Origin of the sequence: Stappia sp. P2PMeth1 (assembly GCF_900185735.1) — a bacterium.
Classification (GTDB): domain Bacteria; phylum Pseudomonadota; class Alphaproteobacteria; order Rhizobiales; family Stappiaceae; genus Stappia.
On sequence record NZ_FYAW01000009.1, the window covers coordinates 1 to 21,128 of the forward strand.

The following is a 21,128-nucleotide window of genomic DNA, read 5'->3' on the forward strand; positions in this document are numbered from 1 at the left end:
GGTTCCGGTGGTGGTTCTGGCGGCTCGCGTCCCTCGCAGGGCGGCGGCGACGGCGCCATGGCCGCAGCCCTTGCGGCGGCCTTCAACAAGAAGCCGCGCTGATCGGGGAAGGGCATCCTTCTCCATCGACCGCTCTGGGAACGAATGGACCCCGGCTCTCCGGCTTCGCCTGCGTCCGGGGTGACATCCGTGGGTGGGGTGACATCCGTGGGTGGGGTGACCGGTGCGTGCTTGCGTGCGACCGGGGGTGACGGCCGAGAGGATGCGAGGTCGTGCCTCCCCCTCGGAAGGTCATCCCGGCCGCGCGCAGCGCAGAGCCGGGAACCATTGGCACCCTCAGCGGGCATGAGGCGGGACGGCGTGTCGCTCCTCTCGCTGCTGCCGTTTTGCTGGCTCCGACCCCTCCGGCGTCATCCCGGGCAAGCGAAGCGCGACCCGGGACCGGCGAGCCACGGCGGTCGTGGCATTTTTCCGGAGCGCACCTCATACGCCCCGGCTCTCCGATCCCGCATCTCCGCTTACGCTGCGTGCGGGATGACGAAGGAGGGGCTCCCCCCTCCCGCGTTGCCCTTACTCGAACCGGGCGCCGAGCTTCGGCGTGCCGGGCAGGCCCTCGTAGGTCAGTGTCACGCTCAGGCCCGGCTTCATCGGATGCAGCGGGCCGATCGAGCCGACCGAGACGAGGTCGCCGGGCTTCAAGGCCTTGCCCTGCGCCTTCAGCGCGCCGGCGATCCAGGTGACCGCGTTGAGCGGATGGCCGAGCACGGCCTTGCCCGGCGCCTCCGACAGGGTCTCGCCGGTGGCCTCATTCGTCAGCTTCGCGGTGAAGTCGGCGAGCATGGCAACGCCCTCTTCCCCTTGCGGGATCTCGATCAGATCGCCCATCACGCCCTTCCAGGCCCCGACATTGATCGAGGTGATGGCCGGGCCGTCGAGCTTGTCGTCCGCCCCGACGACGAGCGCGGGCAGCTCCAGGAACGGCCGGATGCCGGCGATATGGGCGAGCACCTCCTCCGGCGTCGTCGCCTCGTTGACGGCCGCATCGGCGATCTCGACGATGAGATCCGCCTCGAACAGCGGGCGCACCGCCTCCGCCGGCCGGGCGGTGACCTCGCCGGTGAGGATCATGCCCTCCAGCAGCGTGCCGAGCACCGGCTCGCTGACGCCGAAGGCCTCCTGCGATCGGGGCGAGGTGAGGCCGGCCTTGTAGCCGACGACCGGGCCGAGATCCGTTTCCAGCCTTGCGACGATCTTGTCTTGCGCGCACAGGGCGTCCGCCATCGATCCGCCGGCGGCGACCGGCGGCGGCGTCGGGGCCGCGCTGGCGCGCGCCGCCAGAAAGGCGTCGATGGCCGCATCGTCCGGGCAGGCGGCCTGGGCCGCGCCGGAGAGCACAAGCAGCGAGACGAGAAGCGAGGCACCAAAGGCACGTGCCGAGGGATTGGACTGCATTTATGAAACTCCTCCCGAAAGGCGTGTCACGCCGGGCGCAAGAGTGCCGGGGCGCGGCCCGCCTTGCAAGCGCCAGCCGGCGCCGGGGAGGGGCCGTTCACAGGCCGCCATACTGCTCCTGCAGGTAGATCCAGTAATTGCCGAGATGGTGCTGCCAGAAATAGTCCTTCGGGTCCTCAGGGTTGCCGCCGGGCCGGGCGAAGAGCGGCACCAGGGCGCCCGCCGGGGCATAGTTCAGCGAGAGCTGCAGCCGCGACAGCAGCGTGTCGAGGGCGGGCGAGAGGGCAGTTCCGGGAACCGGCGTCGCGGCGCCGCCCGGCAGCGCGTCGGGGGCAAGGCGGAGGGCGGCGAGATCCGTCTTCAGCCGGTCGATGGTTTCTCGCGCCTGCGCCAGCGCCTGGACCAGCGCCGCCTCGGCCGCCGTCGCCGCAGTCAGCGCCATCGCCGCGACCCGCGGATCGCTGTCCGGCATCGTCTCGCCGGCATAGGCGCGCAAGGGGTTGGGCGTGTTGAGATCGCCCGGCCCCTGCAGCGTGAACGGCACCTGCGGCACCCAGCCTTGCGTGCTGGCGAGGGTCCAGCCGAAGCCTGCCATGCCGACGATGGCGGCATAGTCGGCGGCATAGTGGTCGTTGCCGGGCTTGGCCGGCGCCAGCACATAGGTCTTGACGGAGAGCGTGCGGAACGGTGCGAAGGGGCCGCTGGCGTGGCGCAGGAACGAGGTGGCGAGCGTCGCGATGGAGGCGCCCTGGCTGTGGCCGGTGACGAGCAGCTCCGTTCCCGGCAGCAGCGACAGGCGGGCAAGGGTCGCCAGCAGCGGCCGGTCGGTGGTCAGCAGCATCAACAAGAGGCTGAGCGTGAAGCCGAGATGGGTGCCGGCGATGACGGCGCTGCCCGTCTCGTCGCGGGCAAGGTGAAAGGGAATGTCGAGCGTCGCGCCGCCGATATCGAGCGTCAGGTCGAGCCTTGCATCGACCAGCGGAAACAGCAGGTCGGCGAGGATGCTGGCATCGGTGTCGACCGTGCCGCGCACGACGAGGGCATAGCGGTTCGGGGCGGCGTCGCTCCGCCAGACCTGCCAGAGATTGTCGAGCAGCGTCGGCCCGGACGGCGACAGCGCGTCGACCTTCGACCAGCCGAGCGTTGCCGGATCGGGCGTCGGCACCGGAATGGCGGGAGCGCCATAGATCGCCTGGGACAGCGCGAGCGCGGCCCGCGCTTCGGTGAAATCGAAACCGGCGCTGAATGCCATGCCGTCCTCCTGTTCGTCGGAGCGGCAGGATAGACCGGTTTTGCAATTCAAGGTTGGTTAATTTTTGAATTTACACGCAGGCGTGCCCGCCCCCGCGCGCAAAAAGCCGCCGCGCCTGGGCGCGGCGGCTGTGCAGTGGAGCGAAGCAGGGAGCTTATTCGGCTTCGTCGGCCGAACCGGAGTTGAGCAGCGAGTAGCGCTCGACGCCGATCTTCTCCAGGAGGTCGAGCTGGGTCTCGAGGAAGTCGATATGGCCTTCCTCGTCGGCCAGCAGCTCCTCGAACAGCTTCATGGAGACGTAGTCGCCCTCGTCGTGACAGATGTCGCGCGACTTGGAGTAGGAGCTGCGGGCCTCGTGCTCGCCGGCAAGGTCGGCTTCCAGAACTTCCTTGACGTCCTGGCCGATGCGCAGCGGCGCCACCTTCTGCAGGTTCGGATGGCCCTCGAGGAACAGGATGCGCGCGATGATCTTGTCGGCGTGCTGCATTTCCTCGATCGATTCGGCCCGCTCCTTCTTGGCCAGCTTGGTCAGGCCCCAGTCGTCGAGCATGCGGTAGTGCAGCCAGTACTGATTCACCGCGCCGAGCTCGAGGAACAGCGCCTCGTTGAGCCGTTCGATAACTTTCGCGCTGCCTTTCATTCCATGTACTCCTGTCTTTCGGTCATTGTCTTTAAGGATCGTCCAAACGGGTTTCCGGGGGCGCCGTCGCGGAGGTCGCTCCGGGGAGGGAAGGCGATCAATTGGAGTTAGTTTAGAATAATTCCAATTCAATGGGAAGGGGCTGCGGCCGGCTGGACAGGGATTTTCACAGGAGACAGAACGGGACAGTGCGAAACTCGGCCCTTGCAAGGAATTTCGCAAGGGGCCTGCCGAATGCGGCGGAAAGGTGAACCGCCGGCTGCGATCCTGCGTTTATAGCGGCAGGACCAACAGGAAGGCCCCCGACATGACGCATGCGATCGCCTATGGCGCCACGGCGCTGATCTTCTTGGTGATGGATTATATCTGGCTGGCGCATGTGGCGGGGTCGTTCTATCGCGAGCGCCTTGCCGGGCTGATGGCCGAGCAGGTGAATTTCGCCGTCGCCGGCCTGTTCTACCTCGTCTATGTGGTCGGCATCGTCATCTTCGCGGTCGCCCCGGCGCTGCGCTCGGGCAATTGGCAGGACGCGGCGCTTTACGGCTGCCTGTTCGGCTTCTTCGCCTATGCGACCTATGACGTCACCAACCTTGCCACCTTGCGCGACTGGCCGGTGGTGGTGACGGTGGTCGACATCGTCTGGGGCACGCTGGTGACCGGGGTGTCGGCGACCGCCGGCTTCCTGATCGCCCGCAGTTTCGTCTAGAGCCCTTTCGGCGCTCCGACAAACTGCCCGGCCAAGTGCCGACACGGCTTGCCTTTTCCGCTGCTCCCCGGCCATTCTCGCGACAACGATTGGAACGGCTTGCAAGCGGAGGACCGAGATGGCCGGACGGGGAGATGGAACGGGAGCTGTGGCGCTGGTGACGGGCGCCAGCGCGGGCGTCGGGCGCGCCTGCGCCATCGCCTTTCTCAAGGCGGGCTACCGCACGGTGCTGACCGGGCGCCGGGGCGACAAGCTGGAGGAGACGGTGGCGATGTCCGGCGTCGATCCGGCGGCGGCCCTTTGCGTTCCCTGCGACGTCAGCGATCCGGTGGCGGTGGACGATCTGTTCGGCGCCCTGCAGGACGCCTTCGGCCGGCTCGACGTCGTCTTCAACAATGCCGGCACCACCGTGCTCGGCAAGCCGATCGGCGATCTTTCCTTCGAGGAGTGGCGCAAGCTGATGTCCGTCAATCTCGACGGCGCCTTCCTCGTCGCGCGCGCCGCCTTCAACCTGATGCGGTCGCAGGACCCGCAAGGCGGGCGGATCATCAACAACGGCTCGATCTCGGCGCATGTGCCGCGCCCCGGTTCGGCCGCCTATACGGCGTCCAAACATGCGATCACCGGCCTCACCCGCTCGATCTCGCTGGACGGGCGGCCGTTCAACATCGCCTGCGGCCAGATCGACATCGGCAATGCGGCGACCGACATGACGGTGCGCATGCAGCAGGGCGTCGCCCAGCCGGACGGCAGCGTGCGGGCCGAGCCGGTGATGGCGGCCGAGCATGTCGCCACCTCCGTCCTGCACATGGCGAGCCTGCCGCTCGATGCCAATGTGCAGTTCATGACGGTGATGGCGACGACCATGCCCTATATCGGCCGGGGCTGAGGGGCTGATCGTCAGACGGTGAGGTGGGCGCGGACCGCGCTCTCCTCCAGCTCGTCCCGGGTGCCGGCGAGCACCACCTCGCCGCGGTCCATCACGGCGAAGCGGTCGGCAAGGTCGCGGGCGAATTCGAAATACTGTTCCACCAGCACGATGGCCATTTCGCCGGTGTCGCGCAGGAACGAGATCGCCCGGCCGATATCCTTGATGATCGAGGGCTGGATGCCTTCGGTCGGCTCGTCGAGGATCAGGAGGCGCGGCCGCATGACGATGGCCCGGCCGATGGCGAGCTGCTGCTGCTGACCGCCGGACAGGTCGCCGCCGCGCCGCGACAGCATCGACTTCAATACCGGGAACAGCTCGAACACCGTGTCGGGCACCCGGCGGTCCTTGCGCGGCAGCACGGCAAAGCCGGTCTCCAGGTTCTCGCGTACGCTGAGCAGCGGAAAGATGTCGCGCCCCTGCGGCACAAGGGCGATGCCCCGGCGCGCCCGCTGATAGGGCGTCAGGCGCGAGATGTCCTCGCCCTCCCAGCGCACGCTGCCGGCGGAGATCGGCTGCTGGCCGGCGATGGCGCGCAGGGTCGAGGTCTTGCCGACGCCGTTGCGGCCCATCACGCAGGTGACCTTGCCGACCTCCGCGCTCAGGCTGACATCCTTCAGCGCCTGCGCGGCGCCGTAGTGCAGGTCGATGTGCTCGACGCTCAGCATGGCGGGCGGCTCCTGTGGGTGCGATCAGCGGCCAAGATAGACATCGATCACCTTCTGGTCGGAGGAGACGTGGTCGAGCGAGCCTTCCGCCAGCACCGAGCCCTCGTGCAGCACGGTGACCTTGACGCCGAGCGCCCGCACGAAGGTCATGTCGTGCTCGACGACGACGACCGAATGGCTCTTGGCGATGTCGCGCAGGAGGTCGGCGGTCGCCGCCGTCTCCGCGTCGGTCATGCCGGCGGCCGGCTCGTCGATCAGCAGCAGTTGCGGGTCCTGTGCCAGCAGCATGCCGATCTCCAGCCACTGCTTCTGGCCGTGGCTGAGATCGCCGGCAAGATCCTCGCGCCGGCTGTCGAGCCGCACCAGCTCCAGCAGCGCGTCGATGCGGGCGGTCTCTTCGGGCTCGCGCCGGTGGAACAGGGTGGCGAAGGGCCCGCGCGGCGCCTTCAGCGCCAGCGCGATATTGTCCTCCACCGTATGGCTTTCGAAGACGGTCGGCTTCTGGAACTTGCGGCCGATGCCAAGGCCGGCGATCTCCGCCTCGTCGTGGCGGGTGAGGTCCAGCTTCTCGCCGAATAGCAGCGTGCCGCTGTCCGGGCGGGTCTTGCCGGTGATCACGTCCATCATCGTCGTCTTGCCGGCGCCGTTCGGGCCGATGATCGCCCGCATCTCGTTGGGGGCGATGAGGAAGGACAGGTTGTTCAGCGCCTTGAAGCCGTCGAAGGAGACGCTGACGCCGTCGAGATAGAGCAGGGAGCCGGTCGCGGTCATCGTCTCACTCCGCGGCCTGATTGCTTGCAAGGGCCGGGGCGGGCGCCGCCGCCGCCGCCGGCGTGCGGTCGACAGGAGCCGCCTCCTTGCGCTTGGGCAGACGGGCGCGCAGCGTTGCGGCGAGGCCGAGAATGCCCTTGGGCAGGAACAGCGTCACCGCGACGAACAGCGCGCCGAGGGCGAACAGCCAGATTTCGGGCAGGGCGGCGGTGAACCAGCTCTTGGCGAAGTTGACCAGCACCGCGCCGATGATCGGGCCGATGAGCGTGCCGCGGCCGCCGACCGCCACCCAGATCACCGCCTCGATGGAGTTGGCCGGGGCGAATTCGCCCGGATTGATGATGCCGACCTGCGGCACGTAGAGCGCGCCGGCAAGCCCGGCCATCATCGCCGAGACGGTCCACACGAACAGCTTGTAGTGCTCCACCCGGTAGCCGAGGAAGCGGGTGCGGCTTTCCGCATCGCGCACCGCGATCAGCACCTTGCCGAGCTTGGAGCCGGTGATGGCGATGGCAAGGACGAGGCCGGCGGCGAGCGCCAGCGCCGAGGCGGCGAACAGCCCTGCGCGGGTGGTGGCGGCCTGCACCGGATAGCCGAGGATGTCCTTGAAATCGGTCAGGCCGTTGTTGCCGCCGAAACCCATGTCGTTGCGGAAGAAGGCGAGCAGCAGCGCATAGGTCATCGCCTGGGTGATGATCGACAGATAGACGCCGGTGACCCGCGAGCGGAAGGCGAACCAGCCGAAGACGAAGGCGAGCAGCCCCGGCACCGCCAGCGCCATCACCATGGCGAAGGGGAAGGCGTCGAAGCCGCTCCAGTACCAGGGCAGCTCCTTCCAGTTGAGGAACACCATGAAGTCGGGCAGCAGCGGGTCGCCATAGACGCCGCGCGTGCCGATCTGCCGCATCAGGTACATGCCCATGGCATAGCCGCCGAGGGCGAAGAACGCCGCATGGCCGAGCGAGAGGATGCCGCAATAGCCCCAGACGAGATCGAGCGCCAATGCCAGCAGCGCATAGGTCAGGTACTTGCCCATCAGCGTCACGGCGTAGGTCGGCACGTGCAGCGGGTGGCTCGGCGGCAGGGCGAGGTTGAGGACGGGCACCAGCACGGCGGCACCGACGAGCAGCGCCAGCATGGCGAGGCGGCCGCCGGTCAGGCCGCCGGCGAGGAAACGGACGATCATGACGGGCGGCTCCGCGGGATGTGGGCGGGACGGGGGCTCATGCCTCCACCGCCCGGCCCTTCAGCGCGAACAGGCCGCGCGGGCGCTTCTGGATGAACAGGATGATGAAGACCAGCACCAGGATCTTGGCCAGCACGGCGCCGGCGACGGGCTCCAGGAACTTGTTGGCAACGCCGAGGCTCATCGCCGCGACCAGCGTGCCCCACAGGTTGCCGACGCCGCCGAACACCACGACCATGAAACTGTCGATGATGTAGGACTGGCCGAGATTGGGCGAGACATTGTCGATCTGCGACAGCGCCACCCCGGCGATGCCGGCGATCCCCGAGCCGAGGCCGAAGGTCAGCGCGTCGACCAGCGGCGTGCGGATGCCCATGGAGGCGGCCATGCGCCGGTTCTGGGTGACGGCGCGCACGTTCAGCCCGAAGCGGGTGAACTTCATCGCGATCAGCAGCGCGGCGAAGACCGTCAGCGCGAAGACCAGGATCCACAGCCGGTTGTAGGTGATCGTCAACTGGCCGATCTCGAAGGCCCCCGACATGAAGGCCGGGTTGCCGACCTCCTGGTTGGTCGGGCCGAAGATCGAGCGCACCGTCTGCTGCAGGATCAGCGAGACGCCCCAGGTGGCGAGCAGCGTTTCCAGCGGCCGGTTGTGCAGGAAGCGGATGACGCCGCGCTCGATGGCGACGCCGACGAGGCCGGCGACGAGGAAGGCGGCCGGCAACGCCACCAGCAGCGAATAGTCGAAGAGGTGCGGCGCGTGCAGGCGGAACAGGTTCTGCACCATGAAGGTGGTGTAGGCGCCCAGCATCACCATCTCGCCATGCGCCATGTTGATGACGCCCATGACGCCGAAGGTGATGGCAAGGCCGATGGCGGCGAGCAGCAGCACCGAGCCGAGCGACAGGCCGAACCAGACGTTGCGGGCCATGTCCCAGACCGCCTGCAGCTTCTGGATCCGGGCAAGGGCGGCACCCGCCGCCTCCTGCAGTTCAGTGGCCCCGCTGTTCTGCACGGCGGTGATCATCGACAGGGCGTCGCGGTCGCCGCGTTCGGCCAGCGTGTCGATGGCGGCGATCTTCTCCTCCGTCGGCAGGTCGGAGGCGAGCACGGCGGCGGCGCGCGCCTCGCGCATCAGCTTGGCGACGCCCACGTCCGTCTCGGCGGCGATGGCATCGTCCAGCGCCTCGATGGCCTCCGCATCCTGCGCCTTGAAGATCGCCTCGGCCGCCTGCCGGCGCACGCGGGTGTCGGCGGCGCGCAGGGTCAGCCCGCCGACCGCGTTGCGGATGGTGCGGCGCAGCCGGTTGTTGACGCGGATCTTGTCGAGGCCGCTCGCGGCGACGGGCTCCAGCGCTTCGCCGGTCAGCGGATCGGTGAGGGCAAGGCCGGAGCCGGCGCGCTTGCCGATCACCACGGCGCCGTCGGCCTTGCGCAGATAGAGGTCGCCGTTGCCGAGCGCTTCCAGCGCCGGCACCACGGCCGGATCGCCGGTGGCGGCCAGCGCCGTGACCTGCTTTTCCGTGTCGGTGAACGAGCCTTTGCCGAGCGCATCGACGAGCGGGCGCAGGCTCTCCAGAGCGGGGGCGTCCTGTGCGCTCGCGGCCGAAGACAGCAGCGCCAGGGGCAGGAGCGCCAGCAGCAGGGCGAGCAACAGGGCCGGGAGGGAGCGCTGGGCGTGTGCGTTGACGGATGCGTTCACGGGTGGCTTCACGGGGGACCGTCCGGACTGTTCGGGAATAGGCGGCAGCGGAGGGTAAGGAGGAGGCGGATCTGCGCCCGCCTCCCTCCCCCTCTGGATGCGGAAGGTGGGTGTTAGAGCCCTTCCGACCAATTCGAAGTCAATTCTGCTTCTCGATTGGGGTGGCGATCCGGCGTCGAAACGGTCGCCGCGCGATGCCTTCGCATCGGGCAAGACCGGTTCGGCGTCGGGTGCCCGCCAATCGGAAGCCCTGCGGGACGGGCGATTTTGCGCCAATTCCAGCGCAAAGCCCCTTGTCCGTATCCAGATACGGCCTGCGTGTCTTTGCTTGACCTTGTCACAAAATCGCTCCGTCAGAATGGCTCCGAATTGGCCGAAAGGGCTCTAGCTGCCCGACCCGCCGCACTTGCCCGTGACGGTGTTGAAGTTTCCGCAGCTCATCGGCTTGCGCCAGTCGGCGATCAGGTCCTTGGAGCCGTCGAGATAGTCGGACCAGGCGTCGCCGACGACGAGGCCGGAGGTCTCCCACACGGTCTCGAACTGGCCGTCTTCCTGGATCTCGCCGATCAGCACCGGCTTGGTGATGTGGTGGTTCGGCATCATCGCCGAATAGCCGCCGGTCAGGTTCGGCACGGCAACGCCGATGATCGCGTCGATCACCGCGTCGGCCTCGGTGGTGCCGGCCTTCTCGACCGCCTTCACCCACATGTTGAAGCCGATGAAATGCGCCTCCATCGGATCGTTGGTGACGCGCTTGTCGTCGCCGATATAGGCCTTCCAGGTCTCGATGAACTCGGCATTGATCGGCGTGTCGACGGACTGGAAATAGTTCCAGGCGGCCAGGTGCCCGACCAGCGGCCCGGTGTCGAGGCCGGCCAGTTCCTCCTCGCCGACCGAGAAGGCGACGACCGGGATGTCCTCGGCCTTGATGCCGGCATTGCCAAGTTCCTTGTAGAAGGGCACGTTGGCGTCGCCGTTGATGGTGGAGACGACGGCGGTCTTCTTGCCGGCCGAGCCGAAGGCCTTGATGTCGGAGACGATCGTCTGCCAGTCGGAATGGCCGAACGGCGTGTAGTTGATCAGGATGTCTTCCTCGGCGACGCCCTTGGCCTTGAGATAGGCCTCGAGGATCTTGTTGGTGGTGCGCGGGTAGACATAGTCGGTGCCGGCCAGCACCCAGCGCTCGACGCCTTCCTCGTTCATCAGGTAGTCGACGGCGGGAATCGCCTGCTGGTTGGGGGCGGCGCCCGTGTAGAAGACGTTGCGCTGGCTCTCCTCGCCCTCATACTGGACGGGGTAGAACAGCAGCGAGTTCAGCTCCTCGAAGACCGGCAGCACGGACTTGCGCGACACCGAGGTCCAGCAGCCGAACACCGCCGAGACCTTGTTCACCTCGATCAGCTCGCGCGCCTTCTCGGCGAACAGCGGCCAGTCGGAGGCCGGGTCGACCACCACCGCCTCGAGCTTCTTGCCGAGCAGGCCGCCCTTCTTGTTCTGCTCCTCGATGAGCATCAGCATGACGTCCTTGAGGGTCGTCTCGGAGATCGCCATGGTGCCGGAGAGCGAGTGGAGGATGCCGACCTTGATGGTCTCCTCCTGGGCGAAGGCGCCGGTGACGGCGGTGGAGGCCATCAGGCCCGAGAGCGCCATGCCGGCGAAGAAATTCCTGCTGAAACGTGTCATCTGTTTCCCCTCTGTCGCCTCTCCCCCGGAGGAGAGCCACGACAGGGAAGATCAAGATGCGTGCCAGTTGCGCGCGGCGGCCGTTCCCGGCGCGAAAGTGCCGGAAACGCCTCGGCTTGCGGGAGACGTAGCGTCAAGCTGGCAGGGGGCGGCGCATGCCGCATCGCACAATGAACTTGCACAAATCTGCATCGCGGCGAGAATGTGCCTAAAATTTGCTCAAAATGTGAGGGCCCCTCAGCCCTTGCGCGAGGCGATGGCGCCGGCCGCCTCCAGCGCGTCGAGCTCGGCCTCGTCCAGGCCGAGGACGCGGGCCAGCACCTCGCGGGTGTGCTCGCCGAGCATCGGCGGGGCGATCCTGTCGTTGACCGGCGTCTTGGAGAAGCGCAAGGGGCTGGCGACGCCCGGCACGGTGCCGCCGCTGCCATGCGGCAGGGCCGGGTTCATCAGCCCGCGCGCCTTGGCCTGCGGTTCCTCGAACACTTCGGCGATGGTGTTGATCGGGCCGCAGGGCACGGCGGCGGCCTCCAGGTCGGCGATCCATTCGCGGGTCGTGCGCGTCTTGATGATCTCCGCGACCATCGGCGCCAGGATCTCGCGGTTGAGCACCCGGTCGCGGTTGACGGCAAAGCGCGGGTCGGCGGCGAGCTCCGGCCGGCCGGCGACCTCGCAGAAGCGGACGAACTGGCCGTCATTGCCGACGGCGAGGATCAGGTGGCCGTCGGAACTGGCGAAGACCTCGTACGGCACGATGGCGGTGTGGGCATTGCCCATGCGCACCGGCGAGGTGCCGGAGACGAGATAGCTCAGCGCCTGATTGGCGAGCGAGGCGACCTGCACGTCGAACAGGGCGATGTCGAGATGCTGGCCCTCGCCGCTGCGCTCGCGATGGGCGAGGGCGCCGAGAATGGCGATGGTGGCGTTGAGCCCGGTCAGGATGTCGGCAAGCGCGACGCCCGCCTTCTGCGGCCCGCCGCCCGGCAGCGCGTCGCGCTCGCCGGTCACCGACATCAGCCCGCCCATGCCCTGGATCATGAAGTCGTAGCCGGCGCGCTGGGCATACGGCCCGGTCTGGCCGAAGCCGGTGATCGAGCAATAGATCAGGCCCGGATTGACCTTCGACAGGCTGTCGTAGTCGAGGCCGTATTTCTTCAGGCCGCCGACCTTGTAATTCTCCACCAGAATGTCGCAGCTCTTCGCCAGCTCGACGATGAGCGCGCGGCCCCTCTCGCTGGCGATGTCGACGGCGACCGACTTCTTGCCCCGGTTGGCGGCCATGAAATAGGCGCTCTCGCCGGCGGCCGGCCCGTCCGCGACGAAGGGCGGCCCCCAGCCGCGGGTGTCGTCGCCGCTGCCGGGCCGCTCGATCTTGATGACGTCGGCGCCCATGTCGGCCAGCGCCTGCGTCGACCAGGGGCCGGCGAGGACGCGGGAGAGATCGAGCACGCGCAGATGCGACAGCGGGGCGGTCATGATCGGGAAACGCCTTCTTTCCGGAACGTCTGTCCTGCTGTCCTCAACGTGAGGCGCAGCAGGCGTCCCCGGTCATAGCCCCGGCATCGCCCTCAGTCCAACGACTTGGGGTTGGAACATCATTCCGGGGCGGCAGGACCGGTCAGGCGGCAAGGCGCAGGGCGTAGCGCCCGTCCTGCCACGAGACGCGGCCCATGCGGTGGAGCGAGGCGAGCACTCGCTACTCAACCTCAGGCGCCATTCTGCGACGCGCATGTTGGAACCGAAATTCACAGCCCCCTCGTTCGTGAAGTGTGAGTCCGGGCGGTAGTCGAGTGGCTCCTTGGTGGGACATGCAACCCGGCATCAAGGACACGGCACGTCTTTTGGACGCGCCACGCCAGATAACATGTTCACACGAACGAGAAGTCGTCCTGACCCAGTTGTTCCGCAAAAACGTTGGCTACGGAGATCTGTAGACCGCTATTCAAAACGGAGATCAAGACGCCTCGTTCTTGGTCAAGGAACGTCAAGTCTTCGAACGAGGCGCCAGATATCTGGATTGTATCCAACCCATCTTCAAATGCGTTAAGCCGGTGAAGCCCGCTGTCCTGGTTGAAGACAAAGATGTCTGGGCGCCCATTCGTGGTGAGTGTGGAGATATCGACAGCAAAATGAACGTCTCCAACGACGCCCGTAGAGCCGTCCTCCATTGTGTAGGAGCCCACTTCCGAAATCAGATTGCCATTACTGTTAACGCCCGAGGTCGTCGTATCGAGAGATAGGGAGGTAATGCCATAGTCGCTCAAGGTACCCAGTTCCTCAGCTTGCGAAATGCCATCGCCGTTCCGGTCTCGCCAGATCAGGATCGACTGAAATTGCTCATCATTGGCATCGATCACCCCGTCACCATTCGAGTCGAGAGCGGACAACTCGGCAAACCCCGATTCATTGCGATTACCAAAGAGTTCTCCGATGTCGTTGATGACGCCATCTCCATTGCGGTCGAATGCAAGAAGCCCGTCGTCCTCTCCGACCCAGCCGTGACGCGCACTAAGCCCGTCCTCGGTGAAGAGATTGAAATTGGCTCTGCTGTCATCAACGGAAACAGTCTCGATGCCGTCTCCATCCAGGTCGATGACCAACGGATCATAAAGCGCCGTATAGGCTTCGAAAGCAAAGAGCTGTACCTGATCGTGAAGACTTGAGAGCTCTTGTCGCTGCTCATTAGTGAGGCCATTTGACTCATCGTTTGCGGCCTGATCTACAAGCTCCGCGAGCGCTCTGACGTCGTCAAGCAGATTGTTAAACTCAGACTCAGTGGTTCCTGGTCTAAGAAAGAGCGTTTGCACTCCGTCATCATTAAACCCAATGGCTCCGCTAGTGATCTCTCCAAGGCGTGCCCGATATTCTTCGAATACAGTTGATATTGAATCGTAGTAACTCGTATAATTGGTTTGGCCTGGGCCATAGTATGATCCGCGACCTGTTTCAGACGGGCTGGTGATGAGTTGTCCAGAAATTAGTGCGTTATGTACGTAATTAGCTATTTCTTCTCTCGTAGTAGTTCCTGAAGCCAGAGATCTACCGACCGAATTGTTAAATAGGTCCATCGTTCGTTCTGCGGCCGGCTGACCATTCCAGTCACCTCGCAACTCAACCAATTGGCCAGCAACATTGGCAATCGTCGATCCGTAATCTTGGGTCATTGCAGCGCTGGCATAGGCATGGCGGAATGCGTCCCACTGCCCGTTGTGGGCTGTGCTCGGATCTAGTCCAAAGTGCTGTGCCCATGTATTTGCTTCATTTTGGTAAGCCAGAAGAACATCTGTAGGAACGTAAGTCATCTCATCCTCGGGCTATTTCATTTCAACCAAAGAAATTGCCCAGTGATCGCTTTGTTTTTTTATCGTGAATGCGGCGAGAGCAATCGAAAGACAGCGGGTGTCGTTTTTATCCGCGCGCCACCTGAGCTGACCTGAATTGAGTTGCAGGCGATCGATCACAGGAGCGGCATCACCCGTTGTGACGTAGACGAACAAGCCGTCACTTTCCGGAACCGGGAATATCGCGAGCCCACTGAGCAGTTGCTGGTCCAGTTGGTTGCGAGCAAAACCCTCATCGAAATAAGGACCGATGCTGCAGACATGAGTGGTGGCGGTGGAGTCGAGAAGAGCCGAGACCGGAACTATCTCTTCGTTCGCGACTCTTTGAATGCTCGCCATGGAAAGGTGCAGGCCGGCATCGGTTGTTTTTCCTCCGGCAATCCAGGTCACAATGGCGGCGGCTAGGGCGAGTGTACCCGCGGGCCACAGTAGCTTTGGGAGTGGTTTCATGCTTTGCGCTCCGACAGCACGACGGTGGCATCTTAAAAAGATGAGTTTATGAGTCAAGTTTTGAATTTGATATTTGCAACCTGTAATTTGTGACATGTGCTCAAGCCTCTCGCTTCGCTGTGTGCGGCGGAAGGTCGAGCGTCGCGATGAGAATGTGCATCGCTGGGGCAAGATGGCTCAGGCTGCGCCCGCCGAAGGGCAATGCCGCGCTGACGGTCAAGCATTCGACGATAGCCTATACGGACGGCCTGTCCTGGAGTTCAGGCGGCGGTCCCTACCCAATCGGCAGCATGCGCACATGGATTGCATGCGTGCTTCGCCCTCCCTGTCCCTATCGTTTTACCCGGCCCGCCCCGTCGCGCAAGCCGGCAGGCGCGGCCCGCATCGCCGCCCGGCCGCGCGTCCCCTCCGCGCAAGCGAACAAAGGGCACGCGGCGCCTCGCCCCGTCTTTTCTTTTGGCGGGCGCTTCGCTACCAATGAGCCGCCTTACGAACGGGCGCCGGCAGGCCGGCCGAAAGGAGTTGTTTTGCAAAAGCACGTCGCACTCGAGCGCGCATCGGCGCCGGTCTCCAGGTTCACCCGGCTGCGCGAACTGCTGCAGCGCCCGGATCTTGCCTTCCTGATGGAGGCGCATAGCGGCCTGTCCGCCAAGATCGTCGAGGAAGCGGGCTTTGAGGGCATCTGGGCCTCGGGCCTCTCCATGTCGGCGGCGCTCGGCGTGCGCGACAACAACGAGCTGTCCTGGACCCAGGTGCTCGACATGCTGGAATACATGTCGGATGCCTCCAGCCTGCCGATCCTCGTCGACGGCGACACCGGCTACGGCAATTTCAACAATTTCCGCCGCTTCGTCGCCAAGCTGTGCGATCGCGGCATCGCCGGCGTGTGCATCGAGGACAAGATCTTCCCCAAGACCAACTCGTTCCTGGGCGAGAACCAGCCGCTCGCCGACATCGACGAGTTCTGCGGCAAGATCAAGGCCGGCAAGGACACCCAGAGCCATCCGGATTTCCAGATCGTCGCCCGGGTCGAGGCCTTGATCGCCGGACGCGGCCTCGACGAGGCGCTCAAACGCGCCCATGCCTATGCGGATGCCGGGGCGGACGCCATCGTCATCCATTCCAAGAAGAGCACCGCCGACGAGATCCTCGCCTTCTGCCGGGAGTTCGGCGACCGGGCGCCGGTGATCCTGATCCCGACCAAATATTACCGCACGCCGACCGAGAAGCTGCGCGAGGCCGGCGCCTCGATGATCATCTGGGCCAACCACAACCTGCGCGCCTCGATCCGGGCCATGCGCGAGACCTGCGCGACCCTGCGCGCCCAGCAGACCCTCCTGGAGGTGGAAAGCGACGTGGCGCCGCTCGGCGACGTGTTTGCGCTCGCCGGCGCCAGCGAGCTGGAGGCGGCGGAAAAGCGCTATCTCTCCGCCTCCGCGCCGAAGCGCGCCATCGTGCTCGCCGCAACGCGCGGCGAGGAGCTCGGCGACCTGACGCTGGAGCGGCCGAAATGCATGCTGCCGGTGCGCGGCACCTCGCTGCTCGGCCGCCAGGTGGCGGCGCTGACGCGCCACGGCGTTGCCGATATCCGCGTCGTCGTCGGCTACAAGGCCGAGGCGGTCGAGGCGCCGGGCATCGTGCCGGTGGTCAATGCCGATTTCGAGACCAGCGGCGAGGCGCGGTCGCTGTCGCTGGCGCTCGGCGAGGGCGACACCATCGTCTCCTATGGCGATATCCTCTACCGGCCGTTCTTCCTGGCGATGCTGGAGGACCGGGAGGAGGACATCGTGCTCGCCGTCGACCCGCGCAATGGCGGACGCTCGGGCCGCGATGCGGTCGCCTGCAGCCTGCCCTTCTCCGACGATCTCGACCCGGAGGCCGAGGCGCCGCTGCTCACCGGCTTCGTGCCCGAGGGCGGCGACGGCGAATGGGTCGGCCTCATGCGGGCGAGTGCCGCGGGCGCCGCACGCCTGCGCCGCACGCTTGACGAGATGGCGGGCGAGGGGAGCCTCGACAGCGCCGATCTCGGCGCGGTGCTGACGCGCATGGCGGCGGCCGGCGAGCGCATCGGCGTCGTCTATGTCAGCGGCTTCTGGCGCAACGTCAACGATCTCCTCGATCTGGCGCAGGCCCGCGATGCGGTGTGACCGGCGCGCGCGGAGGGCCGGACGATGATCGAGGCGGGCGACTTTCTCGAGGCGGCCAAGCGCCAGGGCATCGACTTCTTCACCGGCGTGCCCTGCAGCTTCCTGACGCCCTTGATGAATGCGGTGATCTCCGACCGGACGGCGCGCTATGTCGGGGCGACCAGCGAGGGCGAGGCGGTGGCGATCGCCGCCGGCGCCTGGTGCGCGGGCCGCGAGACGGCGGTGATGTTCCAGAATTCCGGGCTCGGCAACGCGGTCAATCCGCTGACCTCGCTCAACCATCCCTTCGCCATCCCGACGCTGGTGATCGCCACCTGGCGCGGCGAGCCGGGGGTCAAGGACGAGCCGCAGCACGAGCTGATGGGCGAGATCACGCCGCGCCTGCTGGCGCTGGCCGGCGTCCATGGCGAGCCGTTCCCGCTTGCGGCCGCCGATATCGAGCCGGTGCTGTCGCGCGCGCTCGCCCATATGCGTTCGACCGGCCAGCCGGTCGGGCTGGTGCAGCCCAAGGGCGCGATCGCGCCGCGCCCGCTCGACGAGGTCCGGGCCGAGCCGGCGCCTCGCGTTGCTCCGGTCGAGTTCGGCGGCGCGAGCCTGCCGCGCCGCATCGACGTGCTGGCCTTGCTGCGGGAGAAGCTTCCCGAAAGCGCCGGCCTCATCGCCACCACCGGCCATACCGGCCGTGAGCTCTTCACCCTGCAGGACCATGCCGGGCATCTTTACTGCGTCGGCTCGATGGGCGGGGCCAGCGCCATCGGCCTTGGCGCGGCGCTCAACAGCGAGCGGGAGATCGCGGTGCTCGACGGCGACGGCGCGGCCTTGATGAAGCTCGGCAACATGGCGACCATCGGGGCCGAGGCCCCAGTGCGCTTCACTCATGTGCTGCTCGACAACGGCCGGCACCTGTCGACCGGCGGCCAGGCGACCGTCTCCGCGCATGTGGACTTCGCCGCCATCGCCGCCGCCTGCGGCTATCGCTTCGCCGCCCGCGCCAGCGGCCTTGGCGAGGCGGGAGCGGCGCTCGATGCGGCGCTCGCCGTGCCGGGACCGCGCTTCCTGCATGTCAGGGTCGCCGCCGAAGAGGTTTCGGGGCTCGGCCGCCCGACCATTGCCCCGCGCGAGGTCGCCCGGCGCTTCCGCGCCCATCTCACCGGTGCCGCATGAGCGCATCCACCGGCCCCATCCTGCTCACCCCCGGCCCGCTGACCACCAGCGAGAGGGTCAAGGCGGCGATGCTGCGCGACTGGGGCTCGCGCGATCCCGCCTTCACCCGGCTTGCCGGCGAGGTCTTGGCACAGATCCGCGATCTTGCCGGCGGCAGGCCGGGCGATCATGTCTGCGTGCCCGTGCAGGGCAGCGGCACTTTCGCGGTCGAGGCGATGCTCGGCAGCCTGCTGAGGCCGGACGAGCGGCTGCTGCTGCTGGTCAACGGCGCCTATGGCCGGCGCATGGCGGAGATCTGCCGCCGGCTCGGCCGCCCCTGCGAGGTGGTGGAGGTCGCGGAGACGCAGGCGCATGACCCCGCCGCGCTTGCCGAAAGGCTCGCCGCCGACCCCGGCATTGCCGCTGTCGCCATCGTCCATTGCGAGACGACCTCGGGCCTCCTCAATCCGCTTGAGGAGATCGCCGCCGTGGCGAGGGCCGCCGGCCGGCGGCTGCTGGTCGATGCGATGAGCAGCTTCGGCGCGCTTGCCGTCGACATGCAGGCCTGGGGCCTTTCGGCGCTGGCGGCCAGTTCCAACAAGTGCCTGCAGGGCGTTCCCGGCCTTGCCTTCGTGGTCTGCCGGCCGGACGAGCTTGCCGCCCGCCGCGGCGTCTCGGCCTCGCTGGCGCTCGACCTTGAGGATCAGGCGCGGGCGCTGGCCGGCGACGGGCAGTGGCGCTTCACCCCGCCGACCCATGTGGTCGCGGCCCTCCACGAGGCCTTGCAGGAGCTCGCCGAGGAGGGCGGCCCGGCCGCCCGGCTCAATCGCTATACCGCCAACCGCGACACGCTGATCGCCGGCATGGCCCGGCTCGGCTTTGTCCCGGCGCTCGATCCGGCCCTGCAGGCGCCGGTGATCGTCTCCTTCCTGGAGCCGCGCGAGGCTTGGTACGACTTTTCCAGCTTCTACGATGCGTTGGAAGCGCGCGGCTTTGCCATCTACGCGGGCAAGATGAAGGCGCTCGGAACCTTCCGGGTCGGCACCATCGGCGCCATCGATTCTTCCCTCATCGAGCGCTTCCTCGCGGCCGTCGAAGGGGTTGTGACAGATTTGAAACAGAAATTGATCCGCTGATCCGGCTCGCCCCCGACCATCCGCCAAGCCCCGGCGGGACGGGGCGTCTTGCGGGCCGGGACGGGGGCCGGCGCCCGTCGGCGGGGCCTGATCCTTGGTCCCGGCCACCGGCCGCCGCCGGCTTCCGGCCGGCGAGCGACGCCGCGTTTCTTGCGAATTTCCGCGAATTGGACGGTTTGCGCAGCGGAGCGCGGGTCGATCGCCGAGGCAGGCGCGGCCAAGGCGCCCGGCGCCGCCGCGGCGCTGCCCGCGGCCGGCACCCTGTCGCCGACGGCGCGGGACGGCATCACGGCGGGCGCCGGGACGGGGTCCGGCCGGGTGTGTCACTTTGTCGGCTTACTCGACAGTTTCCCACCTTTCGGCTATTTAGCGAAAACCGTCCAAGCGGGGGGCTTTGGCGGTGGGCCGTTCCCTGCAAGGGGCTTGCGGGACGAAAGCGGGCAGGTCCCACCTGTGAACCGCCAGTGTCGGAAAGCCGATGACGATGTGACAGACCGGAGATGTGGACGCCCGGCCTGCCACTGCCTGCCTGTCGTTCTTGCGGGTGCATCGCTGCGTTGCGGGCGGTGGCTCGTTGATGAATTTTTCAACCCGAACGGTCGGTGACCCGTTTCGGGCTTGGGGGTAAACAAGAATGAAGCCTGACCGGCCGAGCTTTTCCGTCGTCGCTGAACGCCGTTTCCGTTTGGCTGGCAAGGCGATCATCGAGCAGCACAATCCGTACTTTCTTCCCGTCGACCAGCAGCGCGAGCTCTGCGAGCGCAACGGCATTCCCTTCGTCAGCTTCGCCCATTACGATTATCTCGGCCTCAGCACCCATCCGGACGTGATCGGGGCGGCGAGCACCGAGCTGCATCGGCTCGGCACCGGCGTCGGCGCCTCGCGGCTTGTCGGCGGCGAACGGGTCGGCCACCGGGTGTTCGAGCGCGAGCTGGCGGATTTCCTCGGCGTCGGCGACGTGATGTCGCTGGTCAGCGGCTATCTGGTCAACGTCTCCCTGATCAACTTCCTGATGGGGCCGCGCGATCTGGTGCTGATCGACGAGCTGGCCCACAACTCGATCTTCGTCGGCGCCAAGAACGGGCGCTACGATCACCGGGTCTTCAACCACAATGATCTCGACGATCTGGAGCGGCAGTTGGAAGAGCTGCGCGGCCAGTATCGCAACGTGCTCATCGTCGTCGAAGGCCTCTACTCGATGGATGGCGACATTCCCGACCTGCCGCGGCTGGTGGCGCTGAAGGAAGCGCACGATGCCTGGCTGATGGTCGACGAGGCCCATTCCTACGGCGTTCTCGGGGCGACCGGGCGCGGCTTGTGCGAGCATTTCGACATCGACCCGCGCCGTATCGAGCTGACGGTCGGCACGCTGTCCAAGTCCTTCGTCTCCTCCGGCGGTTTCATCTGCGCCGAGCAGGGGGTGATCGACTGGCTGCGCTTCACCCTGCCGGGCTTCGTCTACAGCGTCGGCCTGTCGCCGGCGACGCTGGGCAGCGCCCATGGTGCGCTCAACCAGCTCAAGGCCGAGCCGCAGCGCGTTGCCCGGCTGCACGACAACTCGGAATATTTCCGCGACCACGCCCGCTCGATGGGGCTGAACACCGGGCCGGCCATCGGCCGCGGCGTCGTGCCGATCCTGTTCTCCAGCCCGATGCAGACGATGATCGCCTCGCAGACGCTGCTGGAGCATGGCATCTACGCGCCGCCGATCGTCCAGATCGGCGTGCCGAAGGACCAGCCGCGCATCCGCTTCTTCCTGTCGGCCGAGCACACGCGCGAGCAGATGGACAAGGCCATCGGCATCGCGGCGGAAGTGGCCCACGGGACCGGATCTGCGGGGGCCGGTCTGTTGGCGCAGCAGCAGGCGGTCGTCGGAGCCTGAAGGTCGACCTGAGGGTTCAGCCCGAGGCTTCGGCCTGACGTTTC

17 protein-coding genes are annotated in these 21,128 nt (G+C 66.7%); 6 read left to right on the top strand and 11 right to left on the bottom strand.

Going from position 1 to position 21,128, the window contains the following annotated elements; genetic code table 11:
- Positions 1-570 precede the first annotated feature (570 nt).
- The 3 genes from P2PM1_RS03020 to bfr form a co-directional block, all read right to left on the bottom strand.
- Positions 571-1,452, bottom strand: coding sequence for a 2-keto-4-pentenoate hydratase (locus P2PM1_RS03020; RefSeq protein ID WP_186398058.1), 882 nt, complete (start codon positions 1,450-1,452; stop codon positions 571-573).
- Between the two features lie 97 nt (positions 1,453-1,549).
- Positions 1,550-2,704 (bottom strand): hypothetical protein, encoded by a 1,155-nt coding sequence (locus tag P2PM1_RS03025; RefSeq protein WP_186398059.1) that lies wholly within the window; start codon positions 2,702-2,704, stop codon positions 1,550-1,552.
- Between the two features lie 154 nt (positions 2,705-2,858).
- The gene (gene bfr / locus P2PM1_RS03030; protein ID WP_186388384.1) at positions 2,859-3,344 is read right to left on the bottom strand and encodes a bacterioferritin; all 486 of its coding nucleotides are present in this window, start codon (positions 3,342-3,344) and stop codon (positions 2,859-2,861) included.
- Positions 3,345-3,651: 307 nt separating this feature from the next.
- Between bfr and P2PM1_RS03035 the strand changes: the two genes are divergently transcribed.
- Positions 3,652-4,050, top strand: coding sequence for a DUF2177 family protein (locus tag P2PM1_RS03035; RefSeq protein WP_186388383.1), 399 nt, complete (start codon positions 3,652-3,654; stop codon positions 4,048-4,050).
- Positions 4,051-4,168: 118 nt separating this feature from the next.
- Positions 4,169-4,939, top strand: coding sequence for an SDR family oxidoreductase (locus P2PM1_RS03040; protein WP_186398060.1), 771 nt, complete (start codon positions 4,169-4,171; stop codon positions 4,937-4,939).
- 11 nt (positions 4,940-4,950) lie between these two features.
- Here P2PM1_RS03040 and urtE read toward each other — a convergent pair whose 3' ends face one another.
- The 8 genes from urtE to P2PM1_RS03080 all read right to left on the bottom strand — a co-directional run bounded on the left by urtE (position 4,951) and on the right by P2PM1_RS03080 (position 14,776).
- Positions 4,951-5,646 carry an urea ABC transporter ATP-binding subunit UrtE gene (gene urtE, locus P2PM1_RS03045; protein WP_186398061.1) on the bottom strand — a complete coding sequence of 232 codons (696 nt, stop codon included), beginning with the start codon at positions 5,644-5,646 and terminating at the stop codon, positions 4,951-4,953.
- Between the two features lie 24 nt (positions 5,647-5,670).
- Positions 5,671-6,417, bottom strand: coding sequence for an urea ABC transporter ATP-binding protein UrtD (gene urtD, locus P2PM1_RS03050; protein WP_186388380.1), 747 nt, complete (start codon positions 6,415-6,417; stop codon positions 5,671-5,673).
- A 4-nt stretch (positions 6,418-6,421) separates the two neighbouring features.
- The gene (gene urtC / locus P2PM1_RS03055; RefSeq protein ID WP_186398062.1) at positions 6,422-7,603 is read right to left on the bottom strand and encodes an urea ABC transporter permease subunit UrtC; all 1,182 of its coding nucleotides are present in this window, start codon (positions 7,601-7,603) and stop codon (positions 6,422-6,424) included.
- Positions 7,604-7,640: 37 nt separating this feature from the next.
- Complete coding sequence (gene urtB / locus P2PM1_RS03060) at positions 7,641-9,305, bottom strand: urea ABC transporter permease subunit UrtB (protein ID WP_244301390.1); 1,665 nt, start codon at positions 9,303-9,305, stop codon at positions 7,641-7,643.
- A 384-nt stretch (positions 9,306-9,689) separates the two neighbouring features.
- Positions 9,690-10,988: an urea ABC transporter substrate-binding protein gene (urtA, locus tag P2PM1_RS03065; protein WP_186388378.1), complete on the bottom strand. Its 1,299-nt coding sequence runs from the start codon at positions 10,986-10,988 to the stop codon at positions 9,690-9,692.
- Positions 10,989-11,225: 237 nt separating this feature from the next.
- Positions 11,226-12,461, bottom strand: a complete 1,236-nt coding sequence (locus P2PM1_RS03070; protein ID WP_186398063.1) for a CaiB/BaiF CoA-transferase family protein — start codon at positions 12,459-12,461, stop codon at positions 11,226-11,228.
- A 392-nt stretch (positions 12,462-12,853) separates the two neighbouring features.
- The gene (locus P2PM1_RS03075) at positions 12,854-14,287 is read right to left on the bottom strand and encodes a hypothetical protein (protein WP_186398064.1); all 1,434 of its coding nucleotides are present in this window, start codon (positions 14,285-14,287) and stop codon (positions 12,854-12,856) included.
- Between the two features lie 12 nt (positions 14,288-14,299).
- A complete protein-coding gene (locus tag P2PM1_RS03080; protein ID WP_186398065.1) occupies positions 14,300-14,776 on the bottom strand; it encodes a hypothetical protein in 477 nt (158 codons plus the stop codon).
- A gap of 527 nt (positions 14,777-15,303) precedes the next feature.
- Here P2PM1_RS03080 and aepX point away from each other — a divergent pair.
- From aepX to P2PM1_RS03100, 4 genes are all read left to right on the top strand, one after another.
- The gene (aepX, locus tag P2PM1_RS03085) at positions 15,304-16,923 is read left to right on the top strand and encodes a phosphoenolpyruvate mutase (RefSeq protein WP_244301391.1); all 1,620 of its coding nucleotides are present in this window, start codon (positions 15,304-15,306) and stop codon (positions 16,921-16,923) included.
- Positions 16,924-16,947: 24 nt separating this feature from the next.
- Entirely contained in the window at positions 16,948-18,087 is a 1,140-nt protein-coding gene (gene aepY, locus P2PM1_RS03090; protein WP_186398067.1) for a phosphonopyruvate decarboxylase, read from the top strand.
- The gene (locus P2PM1_RS03095; protein WP_186398068.1) at positions 18,084-19,202 is read left to right on the top strand and encodes a 2-aminoethylphosphonate--pyruvate transaminase; all 1,119 of its coding nucleotides are present in this window, start codon (positions 18,084-18,086) and stop codon (positions 19,200-19,202) included. Before aepY ends, P2PM1_RS03095 begins: the two co-directional genes overlap by 4 nt.
- A gap of 634 nt (positions 19,203-19,836) precedes the next feature.
- The gene (locus P2PM1_RS03100) at positions 19,837-21,084 is read left to right on the top strand and encodes an aminotransferase class I/II-fold pyridoxal phosphate-dependent enzyme (protein WP_186398069.1); all 1,248 of its coding nucleotides are present in this window, start codon (positions 19,837-19,839) and stop codon (positions 21,082-21,084) included.
- Positions 21,085-21,128 lie beyond the last annotated feature (44 nt).

Excerpts from the sequence above, each read along its gene's own strand:
- P2PM1_RS03020 (WP_186398058.1), bottom strand. The coding sequence starts at position 1,452 with ATGCAGTCCAATCCCTCGGCACGTGCCTTTGGTGCCTCGCTTCTCGTC.
- P2PM1_RS03025 (WP_186398059.1), bottom strand. The coding sequence starts at position 2,704 with ATGGCATTCAGCGCCGGTTTCGATTTCACCGAAGCGCGGGCCGCGCTC.
- bfr (WP_186388384.1), bottom strand. The coding sequence starts at position 3,344 with ATGAAAGGCAGCGCGAAAGTTATCGAACGGCTCAACGAGGCGCTGTTC.
- P2PM1_RS03035 (WP_186388383.1), top strand. The coding sequence starts at position 3,652 with ATGACGCATGCGATCGCCTATGGCGCCACGGCGCTGATCTTCTTGGTG.
- P2PM1_RS03040 (WP_186398060.1), top strand. The coding sequence starts at position 4,169 with ATGGCCGGACGGGGAGATGGAACGGGAGCTGTGGCGCTGGTGACGGGC.
- urtE (WP_186398061.1), bottom strand. The coding sequence starts at position 5,646 with ATGCTGAGCGTCGAGCACATCGACCTGCACTACGGCGCCGCGCAGGCG.
- urtD (WP_186388380.1), bottom strand. The coding sequence starts at position 6,417 with ATGACCGCGACCGGCTCCCTGCTCTATCTCGACGGCGTCAGCGTCTCC.
- urtC (WP_186398062.1), bottom strand. The coding sequence starts at position 7,603 with ATGATCGTCCGTTTCCTCGCCGGCGGCCTGACCGGCGGCCGCCTCGCC.
- urtA (WP_186388378.1), bottom strand. The coding sequence starts at position 10,988 with ATGACACGTTTCAGCAGGAATTTCTTCGCCGGCATGGCGCTCTCGGGC.
- P2PM1_RS03070 (WP_186398063.1), bottom strand. The coding sequence starts at position 12,461 with ATGACCGCCCCGCTGTCGCATCTGCGCGTGCTCGATCTCTCCCGCGTC.
- P2PM1_RS03075 (WP_186398064.1), bottom strand. The coding sequence starts at position 14,287 with ATGACTTACGTTCCTACAGATGTTCTTCTGGCTTACCAAAATGAAGCA.
- P2PM1_RS03080 (WP_186398065.1), bottom strand. The coding sequence starts at position 14,776 with ATGAAACCACTCCCAAAGCTACTGTGGCCCGCGGGTACACTCGCCCTA.
- aepY (WP_186398067.1), top strand. The coding sequence starts at position 16,948 with ATGATCGAGGCGGGCGACTTTCTCGAGGCGGCCAAGCGCCAGGGCATC.
- P2PM1_RS03095 (WP_186398068.1), top strand. The coding sequence starts at position 18,084 with ATGAGCGCATCCACCGGCCCCATCCTGCTCACCCCCGGCCCGCTGACC.
- P2PM1_RS03100 (WP_186398069.1), top strand. The coding sequence starts at position 19,837 with ATGAAGCCTGACCGGCCGAGCTTTTCCGTCGTCGCTGAACGCCGTTTC.